Source organism: Pseudomonas canadensis (assembly GCF_000503215.1).
Lineage (GTDB): Bacteria > Pseudomonadota > Gammaproteobacteria > Pseudomonadales > Pseudomonadaceae > Aquipseudomonas > Aquipseudomonas canadensis.
This window is the reverse complement of record NZ_AYTD01000018.1, coordinates 1-13159: the sequence shown is the minus strand read 5'-3', so window position 1 is coordinate 13159 and position 13159 is coordinate 1. Positions and strand designations below refer to the sequence as shown.

Annotated in this window: 11 protein-coding genes, 3 tRNA genes and 1 pseudogene; 10 read left to right on the top strand and 5 right to left on the bottom strand. The window is 61.3% G+C overall.

Going from position 1 to position 13159, the window contains the following annotated elements:
* Positions 1–33 precede the first annotated feature (33 nt).
* A complete protein-coding gene (locus tag U367_RS0122375; protein WP_028615735.1) occupies positions 34–852 on the top strand; it encodes a DUF4892 domain-containing protein in 819 nt (272 codons plus the stop codon).
* A 72-nt stretch (positions 853–924) separates the two neighbouring features.
* On the top strand, positions 925–1986 hold the full coding sequence (locus U367_RS0122370) for an AI-2E family transporter (RefSeq protein WP_016979537.1): 1062 nt from the start codon (positions 925–927) through the stop codon (positions 1984–1986).
* On the opposite strand, the gene U367_RS0122365 is transcribed toward U367_RS0122370, so the two are convergent.
* The gene (locus U367_RS0122365; RefSeq protein ID WP_028615736.1) at positions 1983–3017 is read right to left on the bottom strand and encodes a sensor histidine kinase; all 1035 of its coding nucleotides are present in this window, start codon (positions 3015–3017) and stop codon (positions 1983–1985) included. The genes U367_RS0122370 and U367_RS0122365 overlap by 4 nt on opposite strands.
* Positions 3017–3781: a response regulator gene (locus U367_RS0122360; RefSeq protein ID WP_032864128.1), complete on the bottom strand. Its 765-nt coding sequence runs from the start codon at positions 3779–3781 to the stop codon at positions 3017–3019. The genes U367_RS0122365 and U367_RS0122360 overlap by 1 nt, the downstream gene beginning before the upstream one ends.
* A 260-nt stretch (positions 3782–4041) precedes the next feature.
* Between U367_RS0122360 and pyrF the strand changes: the two genes are divergently transcribed.
* Positions 4042–4740 carry an orotidine-5'-phosphate decarboxylase gene (gene pyrF, locus U367_RS0122355; protein WP_010211681.1) on the top strand — a complete coding sequence of 233 codons (699 nt, stop codon included), beginning with the start codon at positions 4042–4044 and terminating at the stop codon, positions 4738–4740.
* A gap of 101 nt (positions 4741–4841) precedes the next feature.
* Here the strand turns inward: pyrF and U367_RS0122350 are convergent, their stop codons facing one another.
* On the bottom strand, positions 4842–5849 hold the full coding sequence (locus tag U367_RS0122350; protein WP_028615738.1) for an NADP-dependent oxidoreductase: 1008 nt from the start codon (positions 5847–5849) through the stop codon (positions 4842–4844).
* A gap of 229 nt (positions 5850–6078) precedes the next feature.
* Here U367_RS0122350 and U367_RS0122345 point away from each other — a divergent pair, with 229 nt between their 5' ends.
* The 4 genes and pseudogenes from U367_RS0122345 (at position 6079) to U367_RS1000000132780 (ending at position 10538) form a co-directional block, all read left to right on the top strand.
* Positions 6079–6840 (top strand): SDR family oxidoreductase, encoded by a 762-nt coding sequence (locus U367_RS0122345; protein ID WP_028615739.1) that lies wholly within the window; start codon positions 6079–6081, stop codon positions 6838–6840.
* A gap of 203 nt (positions 6841–7043) precedes the next feature.
* The gene (locus U367_RS0122340) at positions 7044–8456 is read left to right on the top strand and encodes an aminotransferase-like domain-containing protein (RefSeq protein WP_028615740.1); all 1413 of its coding nucleotides are present in this window, start codon (positions 7044–7046) and stop codon (positions 8454–8456) included.
* Positions 8457–8570: 114 nt separating this feature from the next.
* Positions 8571–9680, top strand: a pseudogene (locus tag U367_RS1000000132785) (HAMP domain-containing protein); the annotation flags it as partial.
* Positions 9657–10538: a methyl-accepting chemotaxis protein gene (locus U367_RS1000000132780; protein WP_394365184.1), complete on the top strand. Its 882-nt coding sequence runs from the start codon at positions 9657–9659 to the stop codon at positions 10536–10538. The pseudogene U367_RS1000000132785 and the gene U367_RS1000000132780, both read left to right, overlap by 24 nt.
* A gap of 36 nt (positions 10539–10574) precedes the next feature.
* Here U367_RS1000000132780 and U367_RS0122330 read toward each other — a convergent pair whose 3' ends face one another.
* Positions 10575–11387: an alpha/beta fold hydrolase gene (locus tag U367_RS0122330; RefSeq protein WP_028615742.1), complete on the bottom strand. Its 813-nt coding sequence runs from the start codon at positions 11385–11387 to the stop codon at positions 10575–10577.
* A 274-nt stretch (positions 11388–11661) separates the two neighbouring features.
* Entirely contained in the window at positions 11662–12432 is a 771-nt protein-coding gene (locus U367_RS0122325; RefSeq protein ID WP_028615743.1) for a hypothetical protein, read from the bottom strand.
* Positions 12433–12794: 362 nt separating this feature from the next.
* Here U367_RS0122325 and U367_RS0122320 point away from each other — a divergent pair.
* The 3 genes from U367_RS0122320 to U367_RS0122310 all read left to right on the top strand — a co-directional run bounded on the left by U367_RS0122320 (position 12795) and on the right by U367_RS0122310 (position 13130).
* Positions 12795–12870 (top strand) — tRNA-Glu (locus tag U367_RS0122320).
* A 4-nt stretch (positions 12871–12874) separates the two neighbouring features.
* A tRNA-Gly gene (locus U367_RS0122315) sits at positions 12875–12950 on the top strand.
* 104 nt (positions 12951–13054) lie between these two features.
* Positions 13055–13130 (top strand) — tRNA-Glu (locus U367_RS0122310).
* Positions 13131–13159: the final 29 nt, after the last annotated feature.

Sequence of the window (13159 nt, the reverse complement as noted above, 5' to 3'; positions counted from 1 at the left end):
TGCGACCTCCGATGGCCAGGGCTCGTTGATCTTATGAGCGTGCGTAAAGGATGTATCCGTATCCTGGGCTTGAGCCTTTTGAGCCCACTGGTATTCGCCGCCGACGTACCGGGCAGCCAGGACTTGCCCACCGTGGCCCGTCAGGTCGACTCGCAAATCGTCGACTACCGTCCCGCCGAAGAAAAAGAACGTATCTACCCCATGGGTGCGATCCGCAAGATCAGCGGCCAACTGCGTTATGAAGGCCAGGCCATCGCCCGCGGCCAGACCACCGCCGTCACCTATGAACTGCCCGCCGAACACAGCTCCAACGCCGCGTTCAAGGCCACGCGTGAAGCCTTGCAGGAGAAGGGCGCGCAGTTGTTGTTCTGGTGCCAGGCACGGGATTGCGGTGAAAGCAGCCTGTGGGCCAATGAAGTGTTCGGCAACGCCAAGCTGGTCGGCGCCGACGGCCAGCAGGAATACCTGCTGCTGCGCCTCGCGGCGCCGCAGGAAAACTCCCTGGTGGCGCTGTACGGCATCACCCGTGGCAACCGCCGCGCCTATTTGCATGTGGAGCAATTGGATGCCAACGCGCCGCTGGCCGACCTGCTACCCACCTCGGCAACCCTGCTGCGTGAATTGAAAAGCACCGGCGAACTGGATTTTCCCGCCCTGGGTGGCGAGCCTGACGACACCTGGCTGACCCTGATTTCTCGTGGCCTGAACCTGGATGCCACGTTGCGCGTCAGCCTGACCGGCCCGACCGCCGAAGCCTGGCGCCAGGCGCTGGTCGACAAAGGCGTGCGCGCCGCACGCATGGAAACCGGCACGGGTGACGCCAAGGGCCTGCACCTGCATCTGATACGCTAGGCGTAACAGGGCGAACGGACCCGCGCCGTTCGCCTAAGCTGTCTTCCTACAGTCTTCCTTTCGAGATCCTACATGCTCAATAACGATCGCCTACTGGTGCAAATCCTGCTGCTGGTGCTGTTCGGTGCCAGCTTCTGGGTGATGGCGCCGTTCTGGTCGGCGCTGTTCTGGGGTGCGGTGCTGGCGTTTGCCAGTTGGCCGCTGATGGTCCTGCTGACCCGCTGGCTGGGTGGCCGGGAATCCTTGGCTGCCGGCATCCTGACGTTGGGTTGGATGCTGCTGGTGGCGCTGCCGCTGGTGTGGCTGGGCTTCAACCTTGCGGACCATGTGCGCGATGCAACCGCATTGATCAAGGATATCCAGGTCGACGGCTTGCCGGAAGCGCCTACCTGGCTCGGCTCGATCCCCTTTGTCGGCGAGCGGCTGGTGGGCATGTGGGACAGCATTGATCAGCAGGGGGCAGCGTTGATGGTCAGCATCAAGCCGTACCTGGGGCAGGTCGGCAATTGGTTGCTGGCGCGCAGTGCGCAAATCGGTGGGGGGATTCTGGAACTGACCCTGAGCCTGGTATTCGTGTTCTTTTTCTATCGGGACGGGCCGCGCCTGGCGATGTTCGTGCACCGTCTGCTGGAACGCTTGATCGGCGATCGCGCCGGCTACTACATCGAACTGGTGGCCGGCACGGTGCAACGGGTGGTCAATGGCGTGATCGGCACCGCCGCCGCGCAAGCCCTGCTGGCGTTGATCGGCTTCTGGATCGCCGGCGTGCCGGGTGCGTTGGTGCTGGGCATCGTCACCTTCCTGCTCAGCCTGATCCCTATGGGCCCGCCGCTGGTGTGGATCCCGGCCACGGCCTGGCTGGCCTGGAAGGGCGACTACACCTACGCGGTGTTCCTCGGCGTATGGGGCACGTTCATCATCAGCGGCGTGGACAACGTGCTCAAGCCCTACCTGATCAGCCGTGGCGGCAACCTGCCGCTGGTGATCGTGCTGCTTGGGGTGTTTGGCGGCTTGATCGCCTTTGGGTTCATCGGCCTGTTTATCGGCCCGACCCTGCTGGCGGTGGCCTACAGCCTGTTGATGGATTGGAGCGCGACCCAGGCCCAGGGGCGACGGGAAGACAAACCGCTTTAAGCCCTGGGCAACCACATCACGGCGGTCAAGCCACCGCCGGGGGTTTCTTCCAGGTGCAGCCGACCCCCGAGGCGTTCGGCCGCTTCCTTGGAAATCGTCATGCCCAGGCCGACCCCGCCAGAGTTGCGATTGCGTGAGCCTTCCAGCCGATAGAACGGCTCGAACACCGCCTCACGCTTGTCGGCGGCGATGCCGGGGCCGTGGTCGATCACGCGGATCACCAAGGCCTCGCGGCTGTCCGTCAGCTCGATGCGCGCCGTACCGGCATAGCGCAGGGCATTGTCGATCAGGTTGTTGAGGCACGAACGTAAGGCCATCGGCTGCACCTGCAGCGGCGCGCAGGTGCCGGCGAATTGTACGTCGGAGCCTTGGTCCTGGGCGTTTTCGCTCATGGACTCGACCAACGCTTGCACGTCCAGCCAGTGTCGGGTTTCGCTGGTGCGTTGTTCGTGCAGGTAGCTCAGGGTGGCGTCGAGCATGCCGATCATGTCGTCCAGGTCCTGGCGCATCTGGCTTTGCAACCGGGTGTCTTCGATCTGTTCCAGGCGCAGTTTCAAGCGTGACAGCGGCGTGCGCAGGTCATGGGAGACCGCGCCGAGCATGCGCGCGCGTTGGCTGACCTGTTCGCGGATGCGCCGTTGCATCAGGTTGAAGGTCGACGCGGCTTGCTGTGCTTCACGCGGTCCCGACTCGTCGAGGGGCGGGCTGTCGAGGTCCAGGCTCAAGCGCTCGGCGGCTTCGCTCAGGCGCTGAATCGGCCGGCTCAGCAGCTTGGCGCCGTACCAGGCGGCGATGATCAACGAGATGAACTGGAACGTCAGCGGCACCACCGGGCCGCCAAACCACGGTCGCTTGTGCTTGGGCAGGGGCTTCATCGTGCCGTCAGGCTGTTCGACAAAGGTTTCCTGTGGCGGCGGCGGGGGCGGGCCGTAATAGCGAAACCAGGAGATCGCCAGCACGTGGGCCAGCACAATCGCCACCAGCAACACGCCAAACAGTCGACCGAACAGCGTGTTGAAGGCGTTGCGCATCAACCGATATCCCGCGCATCGAACAGGTAGCCTTCGCCGCGCACGGTCTTGATCAGTTGCGGGGCCTTGGGGTCGTCCCCGAGTTTTTGCCGCAGGCGCGACACCAGCAAGTCGATGCTGCGATCAAAGGCTTCAATGGAGCGGCCACGGGCGGCATCCAACAATTGTTCGCGGCTCAACACCCGGCGCGGGCGCTCGATGAAGACCCACAGTAGGCGGAATTCCGCGTTGGACAGCGGCACCACCAGGCCATCGTCGGCCACCAGTTGGCGCAATACGCTGTTGAGACGCCAATTGTCGAAGCGGATGTTGGCGCGCTGTTCGGTGCGGTCATCGCGCACACGGCGCAGGATGGTCTGGATCCGCGCTACCAGCTCACGCGGCTCGAACGGCTTGGACATATAGTCGTCGGCGCCCAGTTCCAGGCCGATGATGCGGTCCGTCGGCTCGCAGCGGGCGGTGAGCATCAGGATCGGAATGTCCGACTCCGCGCGCAGCCAGCGGCACAGCGAAAGGCCGTCTTCACCGGGCAGCATCAGGTCGAGCACCACCACATCGAAGGTTTCAGCCTGCATGGCCTGGCGCATGGCGGTGCCGTCGGTGACGCCATGCGCCAGGATGCCAAAACGGGCGAGGTAGTCGATCAGCAGTTCGCGGATCGGTACATCGTCGTCAACGATCAGCGCGCGGGTGTTCCAGCGCTTGTCATCGGCGATCACTGTGCCTTTTTGCTCGTCGTTCACAGAGACGGAAGGGGTCTGCATAATGCGATCATCTGCCTGGTCGTTGCGGTCAGCATAGGCGTCCAGCCCCATGGCTGGAAGTGCTGGTCGGTGGGTCGTGCGAGCGAGGCTAGCGGTGGGGCGTGTTGGGGGCATGTCGTGAATGTATCAGCTTTGAAATAATTGCCCGTAAATGCCTGCCCGATAGCGCTTGGTCAGTATTTACCGATCATCGGATCCCGCAACGCCGCCGCTTGCGCTACAATCCGCGCCGATTTCGACTTGCCTGAGAGCCCATTCCAATGTCCGTCTGCCAGACTCCTATCATCGTCGCCCTGGATTACCCCACTCGTGACGCCGCACTGAAGCTGGCTGACCAGTTGGACCCGAAGCTTTGCCGGGTCAAGGTCGGCAAGGAACTGTTCACCAGTTGCGCCGCAGAAATCGTCGGCACCCTGCGTGATAAAGGTTTCGAGGTGTTCCTCGACCTGAAATTCCACGATATCCCGAACACCACCGCCATGGCGGTCAAGGCCGCTGCCGAAATGGGCGTGTGGATGGTCAACGTGCACTGCTCCGGTGGCCTGCGCATGATGAGCGCGTGCCGTGAGGTGCTGGAACAGCGCAGCGGTCCCAAGCCTTTGTTGATCGGCGTGACTGTGCTCACCAGCATGGAACGTGAAGACCTGGCCGGCATCGGTTTGGACATCGAGCCTCAGGAGCAGGTGCTGCGACTGGCGGCCCTGGCGCAGAAAGCCGGTCTCGACGGCCTGGTGTGCTCGGCGCTGGAAGCCCAGGCCTTGAAAACCGCGCACCCGTCGCTGCAACTGGTGACCCCGGGGATTCGTCCGGCGGGCAGTGCCCAGGATGACCAGCGCCGTATCCTGACGCCGCGACAGGCGCTGGACGCGGGTTCCGATTACCTGGTGATTGGCCGTCCGATCAGCCAGGCGGCCGATCCGGCCAAAGCGTTGGCGGCAGTCGTTGCCGAGATCGCCTGAACAACACCCCCTGTAGGAGCCGGCGTGCCGGCGATAGCGGCCTTGAGATCAATGCTCAAGGGCCTCATCGCCGGCAAGCCGGCTCCTACATAAGCTGGGGGTCAGTTGACCTTCAGCACCAACTTGCCGAAATTCTCGCCGTTGAACAGCTTCATCAACGTCTCTGGGAACGTCTCCAGCCCCTCCACGATATCTTCTTTGCTCTTGAGTTTGCCTTGGGCCATCCAGCCGGCCATTTCCTGCCCGGCAGCGGCGAAGCCTGCGGCGTGGTCCATCACTACGAACCCTTCCATGCGCGCGCGATTGACCAGCAGTGACAAGTAGTTGGCCGGACCTTTCACGGCTTCCTTGTTGTTGTACTGGCTGATGGCGCCACAGATGACCACGCGGGCCTTCAGTGCCAGGCGGCTGAGGACGGCGTCGAGAATATCGCCGCCGACGTTATCGAAATACACGTCCACGCCCTTGGGGCACTCGCGCTTGAGGGCAGCGGGCACGTCTTCGCTTTTGTAGTCGATGGCGGCGTCGAAGCCCAATTCATCTATCAGGAACTTGCACTTGTCGGCGCCGCCGGCAATGCCCACCACGCGGCAACCCTTGAGCTTGGCGATCTGCCCGGCAATGCTGCCCACGGCGCCCGCCGCGCCGGAGATCACCACGGTTTCGCCGGCCTTGGGCGCACCCGTTTCCAGCAGCGCAAAGTAGGCGGTCATGCCGGTCATGCCCAGCGCGGACAGATAGCGCGGCAAAGGCGCCAGTTTCGGATCAACCTTGTAGAAGCCACGTGGCTCGCCCAGGAAATAATCCTGCACGCCAAGGGCGCCGTTGACGTAGTCGCCGACAGAGAATTTCGGGTTGTTTGACGCAATCACCTCTCCCACACCCAGTGCGCGCATTACCTCACCGATGCCGACAGGCGGAATGTAGGACTTGCCTTCATTCATCCAGCCGCGCATGGCTGGGTCGAGGGACAGGTATTCGTTGCGCACCAGCACCTGGCCCTCCTGGGGCGTGCCCACCGGGACTTCCTGATAAGTGAAGGTGTCCCGGGTGGCTGCGCCGACCGGGCGCTTGGCGAGCAGGAACTGGCGGTTGGTCTGGGCGGTCATGGCAGCGACTCTTCTGGAAATGAACCTGAAGTGATAGACCTTCAACGGGTAGGGAGCAAGGTTCACCGAGAGCGCGAATGCCGGTCGATAGGTGGTGTTGATAGTTGACCTATGTCTCTTATCACTGCGATCCATGCAGCGCCAACCGGCGGTTTGATAGTGCTGACGCGTCCAAGGCGACGTTGGCTAGACTCGACCCACGGCTATTTTCTCCCACAGGACATCTTCTATGAGCATGACGTTTTCCGGCCAGGTCGCCCTGGTGACCGGCGCCGCTGCCGGTATTGGCCGCGCCACCGCGTTGGCGTTCGCCGCCGAAGGCTTGAAGGTCGTGGTTGCCGACTTGGACGCGGTGGGCGGCGAAGGCACCGTCGCCCTGATCCACCAGGCGGGTGGCGAAGCGCTGTTTGTGCGTTGCAACGTCACGCTGGAGGCGCAAGTGCAGCAATTGATGGCCCAGACCATCGCCGCCTATGGTCGCCTGGACTATGCATTTAATAACGCCGGGATCGAGATCGAAAAGGGCAAGCTGGCCGATGGCAGCCTGGATGAGTTCGACGCAATCATGGGCGTTAACGTCAAAGGCGTGTGGTTGTGCATGAAGCACCAGTTGCCGCTGTTGTTGGCCCAGGGCGGCGGCGCCATTGTCAACACCGCCTCGGTCGCGGGCCTGGGGGCTGCGCCGAAGATGAGCATTTATGCGGCCTCCAAACATGCGGTGATCGGCCTGACCAAATCGGCGGCCATCGAGTATGCGAAGAAGAAAATCCGCGTCAACGCAGTCTGCCCGGCGGTGATCGATACCGATATGTTCCGGCGCGCCTATGAGGCCGACCCACGCAAGGCTGAATTTGCCGCCGCCATGCACCCGGTCGGGCGCATCGGCAAGGTCGAGGAAATCGCCAGCGCGGTCCTATACCTGTGCAGTGATGGCGCCGCATTTACCACAGGCCAAGCTTTGGCGGTGGACGGTGGTGCGACCGCTATCTAGGACCTCACGCCGCCCTTCATTCGAAAAGGTTTGGGGGGGTGTGGGGCGTTTCCATAGCTGGCACCGTGCCCTGTCAGAATGTGTATCAATAGGTAAATAATTCAATAAAATCAATACTTTAATAAGACTTGGCGCGCGGTCGAAATGCGCTTCTGTGCTTAACTGTTCTGGGTTGAATATCAGTCAGTTGAAGTGAGTGGCGCATGGATTTAGGGATCGATCGACAAGCCCTTGTACCGGTGGTGCAGCAAATTATCAGCGCTGTGGCGCAATGGATTCGCATGAGTGGGGTGAGCCCCGGCACACGCTTACCGTCCGTTCGACAGGTGGCCCTCGATAACCTGCTCAGCCAATCCAGCGTGATCGAGGCGTTCGAGCGGATGGTCGCCCAGGGATTGCTGGTTTCCAAGCACGGTTCGGGTTTCAGCGTGGCCCAGCCGTCAACGTTGTATGAGGGCCAGTGGTATGAAGGCGCGGAGCGGGAGTGGGGCGCCTTCGTCGATAGTCCGCTGGGCGAGTTGAAGCTGGGCTGCGGTTGGTTGCCCGATGCCTGGCGTGAAAGCGATGACATCAGTTACGCGATTCGTGAAGTCACTCGAACCGACACCGCCGGCCTGTTCAATTACAGCACGCCATTGGGGTTGCCGGCGCTGCGCGAGCAAGTGTTCAAGCGTCTGAGTCGAATCCACATTGCCGCCCACCAGGACCGTATCCTCATCACAGCGGGCGCGAGCCATGCCCAGGACCTGCTGATACGCACGTTGCTCAAGGCCGGCGACTGCGTGGTGGTCGAAACACCCGGGTACGGCAACCTCTATTGGCAATTAGGCTTCCACGGCGTGCAATTGCTGCAAGTGCCGCGAACGCCTGGTGGCCCTGACATTCCGGCGCTGGAAGCGCTGCTGCAGCAGCATCGGCCCAAGTGCCTATTCGTCAACAGCCTGTATCACAATCCCACCGGCTCCAGCTTGAGTCGTACCGTGGGCGAGCGTTTGCTGGCGCTGGCGCAGCGCGACAACTTCCTGATCATCGAAGAGGATGTCCTCGGCGACCTGCAGCACCCCAGTTGTACGCGCCTTTCGGCGTTACCCCATGATGATCGGGTGATCTACGTCGCCAGCTTTTCCAAGACCTTGAGCAGTGCCTTGCGCGTGGGTTACCTGAGTGCCAGCGCCGCGATCATCGCGCAGTTGGCCAGCCTCAAGACCCTGACCGGTTTTGGCACCTCACGCTTCGCCGAATCGGTGGTGGCCACGCTGCTGGCTAATGGCACTTATCGCAAATGGGTACAGCGCTTGCGCAAGCGGCTGAATACGCAAATGACGGCTACGCTGCAGGTGCTGGAGGACGAGGAGTGGGAGGTGTTCGCCGCACCTGCTGGCGGCATGTTTTTGTGGGCGCGACCAAGGGCAGGCGATCCATCGCGGTTGCAGGCATGTGCCCGCAGGCTCGGGGTTTTGTTGTCGTCGGGAGCGCTATTCAGTCCAACCAGCGAGCCCAGTGAGTGGTTGCGCATCAACGTGGCCTATGCCGATGATCAACGGGCCTTGGCGTTGTTCCGCGCCATGGGGCCCGCCAGATCGACCTCGACCATTCTGAAAACGACGGGCGTGTAGCTTTTTGCCATTATTGTGGCGCCAACGACTTGTGTTCAGTGCCTTGTGGTTGCGAATCTCGCCTGTGTAAACCGGGCTTGATGGCAACCGCCATTGCAAGAGGATTCAAGTGCAATGATTTCGGCCGTGCAACGACAATTCGCCAACCTCGGTATGGCGAAAAAACTGGGCTTGGGTTTCACCCTGGTATTGCTGCTGACGGCCTTGGTCGCGGCGATCGGTGTGTGGTCCCTGCAAACCGTTGGCCAGCGTTTCGAAGGGCTCAAGGCCATGTCGTCGCTTAACAGCGGCTTGCTCAAGGTGCGCCTGATCGAGCAGGACTACGCGTTGCATGCCGACCCCAAGGCCGTTGACGCCCTGCACGAAAGCGTCGATGCCCTGGCGGCTCTCGCGACCAGTCTCAAGTCCCAGTCGGCGGCCAACGTGCCGGTGATGACCGATGTCGAACAGGCCTTGGAGGCCTACCGCAAGGCGTTCGATGAGTTTGTCGAATTGACCCAGACCAAAGACCTGGCGTTGGAAATGGCCAGTTGGTCGGTGTCCAGTGTGGCCAATAACCTCGACGTGTTGCAGGCCGGGCTGGCGGACGACGGTGCCTATGGCTTGAAGGAAAGCCAGGGCAAGGAAGGCGCTGAGTTTATCGAGCAGGCGGGGCAGGTCAGCCAGGTGTCGCGCCTGATGCTGCAAGCAATGAATGAAGCCCATGTGCGGCTCGACCAGAGCCGCAAGGCCGATCAAGACGACGCAGAGCAGGGCAAGATCGAGCAGGCTGACCAGGCTCTTGCCCAGGTCGAGCAACTGAAGACCTCAGTCAAGGACTCCGGCTACCAGACCGTGCTCAATGAAGTTTCCGGGCATATCGCCGCGTTCAGTGAAAAACTCGGCGAGTACACCGGGCTGCTGGCCCAGGAAAAGGTGGTCTACAAGCAGCTGCATGATAGGGCGGAACAGGTCGTCAGCCGGGTCAACCAGGCCTACGACGCCGAAGACCAGTCGATGCAGGCGCAGTTGAAGAAAAGCGCAATGCTGATCATCGGCTCTTCGGCCTTGGCGTTGTTGGTGGGTTTGATTGCGGCCTGGGTGATCACCCGCTTGATCGTCGCGCCGCTGCGCAGCGTGATTGCCGTGGCCCAGCAGATTGCCGCCGGCGATTTGAGCGGGCGCATGGAGGTCAGCCGTCGTGATGAAATCGGCCAGTTGATGCAGGCGATGCAACAGATGGGTAATGGCCTGAGCCAAATGGTCAGAGGCCTGCAAGCCGGTATCGAGCAACTGGCCAGTTCGGCGCATTCATTGTCCAGTGTCACCGAGCAGACCAACGTCGAGGTCAGCAGCCAGAAAGAAGAAACCGAACAGGTCGCCACGGCGATGAACCAGATGACTGCCACCGTGCACGACGTGGCTCGCAACGCCGAAGAGGCCGCGCAAGCCGCACAGACGGCAGATGATAAAGTCGACAGCGGCCAACAGGTGGTGCGCCAGAGTTTGCAGCGCATTGAATTGCTGGCCACATCCAGCACCTCTGCCAGCGCCAGCATCGAGAGCCTGAGCGCTGAAATTCAAAATATCGGCACCGTGTTGAGTGTGATCAAAAGCGTGGCCGAACAGACCAACCTGCTGGCCCTTAACGCCGCCATCGAAGCCGCCCGCGCCGGCGAGCAGGGCCGAGGTTTTGCGGTGGTCGCCGATGAAGTACGGGCCTTGGCCAAGCGTACCCAGCAATCCACCGAGGAGATCGAACGACTGGTCAGCACCTTGCGCAGCGCTGCGCAATCATCTGTGCAGCAGATCCAGCAAAGCGGGGAGTTGGTGAAGCTGGCGGTAAGCGATGCCCTGGAAACCGAAAGTGCCTTGGGCAGCATCGCAGTGGCAGTGTCGCTGATCCAGCAGATGAACCAGCAGATTGCCGCGGCGGCCGAGGAGCAAAGTTCGGTGGCCGAAGAGATCAATCGCAGCGTCACCAGCATCCGCGCCAGTGCCGATCAGTCGGCGCTGAGCATGCAAGGCAACGCCGCGTCGAGCATTCAACTGGCGCAGTTAGGCGCGGAACTCAAGGGCATGGTGGGGCACTTCCGCCTGTGATCGCCGCGCGTTGGCAACGACCACAGGGGAGGGTGGTCAGGCGTTGTTGGCGAGGAAGGTCAGCAGGGCTTCGTTGACGAAGTCCGGGTTTTCCCTGGCGCTGATATGGCCGGCTTCGGGAATCAGGATCAGGCTGCAACCGATCAGGCCCGCCATCTCCTTGGACTCGGCGGGAGGGCGCGGTTTGTCCTGCTCGCCGCACATCAGCAACGTGGTGTCGGCGTCCAGTCGCGGCAGTTGCTTCAGTACGTTTTCGCGACTGAAGATCAATCGACCCAAGGGCACGATGCTCTGCAACAGACGTTCTTTCGAGTAACCCTGCAGTTGCCGGCGGAAATCCTGGTACAGCGCTGATTCGCGGTCGATACCCGGACGGAAGAAGATCGGCGCGACCACATCCAGCAACGGCTCGGGGATGGCACCGGCGTCTTCAATCATCTTGAACAGCGAGAAGTAATACTGGCGCGTGGCCTCGGGCTCGGCGCCCAGGTAGGTGTCCATCAGCACCAAGCTGTTGATCCGCTCGGGCGCCAGCAGTGCCAGGCGTGCGCCCCACATCCCGCCGACCGAGAGCCCCACCAGGTTGATCGCTGGGATATCCAGCTGGTCGAGCAGGGCCAGGGCTTGGCGCGCGAGGTCGTCCAGGGAATGGGTTTGCGCGGGCAATGCACCGGATTCACCATGGCCCCACAGCTCGGGCACGATCACACGGTATTGTTGCGACAGCGCTTCGATCTGCGGCGCCCACATGTCGGCGTCCCACAGGTAGCTTGAGCCCAGCAGTACGACCGGGCCGGTGCCCTGGTCCAAGTAGTGCAGCGGTTGTCCATCAATGACGGCGACAGGCATAACAGGCCTCTGACTTCACGGAGTAAGGGGCACTTTTTTACGCTAGTCGGGGGCGGGGGGATAGATGCAAAGTGATGGCATCTTGTGAAGCGGTAGGTTGTTTGTACAGACCTGGTCTTGTAGTGAGCGGGCTTGCCCCGCACTGGGCTGCGTAGCAGCCCCAATAAAAACCCCTCGTTCTGGCAGACAGATCGGGGGGTTAGGTTTTAGGGCCGCTGCGCAGCCCAGCGCGGAGCAAGCCCGCTCACCACAGGCCCGCCCAACTACCGCGCAATCAGTCGTAGATGACTTTCTTCTTCCACTCGGCGTCGGCATCCACCACTTTGAGGCCTTCGGTCAGTTCGTTGACCTCGTCTTCGGCGGGCTTGCTGTTGGTCAGCACCGTGGAGTTGGCGCGGGCAAGCTGGGCTTCCAGTTGTTGCAGCTGTGCGCTGTAGATCACTGGCTCCGGCTGTTTACGCAGGTATTGCACGCCACGCTCGAACGCCAGGCGTGCCTGGCCCGGCTGGCCTTGTTGCAAGGCGTGCTGGCCGAGGTTGTTGAAGAACTCGATGTGCAGCAACACCAGGATATGGCGGATTTCCCGGATCCAGTGCTTGGCCTCGTTGGCCGGCAGGAAACCGTCCTGGGCGGCGCGTGTGACCTGGCCGTGCAGGGCTTCGAGCAGGAAGCGCACATCCTTTGCCTTGGCTTCGGTCTGGATCGGCGCGGGCGGATTGTTCACCGGGATCGATTCGCCTTGGGCCACCAGCGTATTCAGCTCGGCGATGCGAGCCTTGAGCGGTGCGCTGCCTTTGTTGAGGTTCAACAGGCGCTGGTTGACGTTGAGTTCCAGGCGGGTCATCAACAGTTTGAGCGCCGGGGTCATCAACTGGCCGGGGAAGGTCTCGGTGATTTCACCGCAGCGACGCAGGCGATCGTTAAGCTCGATCTCGGTGCGCTTCTTTTCCAGCTTGTTGTTTTCCACCACGTGGTTCATGTAGCCAATGGCGATCAGTATTACGATCCCGGCTATTACCAGCAGGGTGATCATGAGTGGTGTCACCGGTGTGACCTCTTTATAGGGTTTACAGTGGAGTGTAGTGACTGGGCCATCCGGCGGATAGGACTGATCGACCAGTTGCCCGGGTAGTTTGCTTCTATATATAGATAGGCGCTCCCTGCATGGATGCACATTGCCATCATTTGCTGGAGCGAACTATAGCGTCTTGTCGGGCGCCAGAATATAGGCGTCAAAGCCCGGACACGCACAATTCGCCTTCAGGCCCTGAAAGCAGGTCGAAGTCATTGATTTTAATAAATTTATCCTTGGGGGTTGACGACCTTTCAATCCATCCATAGAATGCGCGCCACTTAACGCGTAAAGCACACAGCGAAACGCAGCTAAGTAGTGAATGTTGTACGTGTGTCCCCTTCGTCTAGTGGCCTAGGACACCGCCCTTTCACGGCGGTAACAGGGGTTCGAGTCCCCTAGGGGACGCCAATATGCGGGAATAGCTCAGTTGGTAGAGCACGACCTTGCCAAGGTCGGGGTCGCGAGTTCGAGTCTCGTTTCCCGCTCCAAGTTTAAGCAGTGTGGCTCTCGGGCGGCACTGAGTGAAACCAGGGCATGATCTTCGGATCTAACCTCTGGACACTGAAATACACACCATGTGTTTCAGTTGTGTGTCCCCTTCGTCTAGTGGCCTAGGACACCGCCCTTTCACGGCGGTAACAGGGGTTCGAGTCCCCTAGGGGACGCCATTTGCGGGAATAGCTCAGTTGGTAGAGCA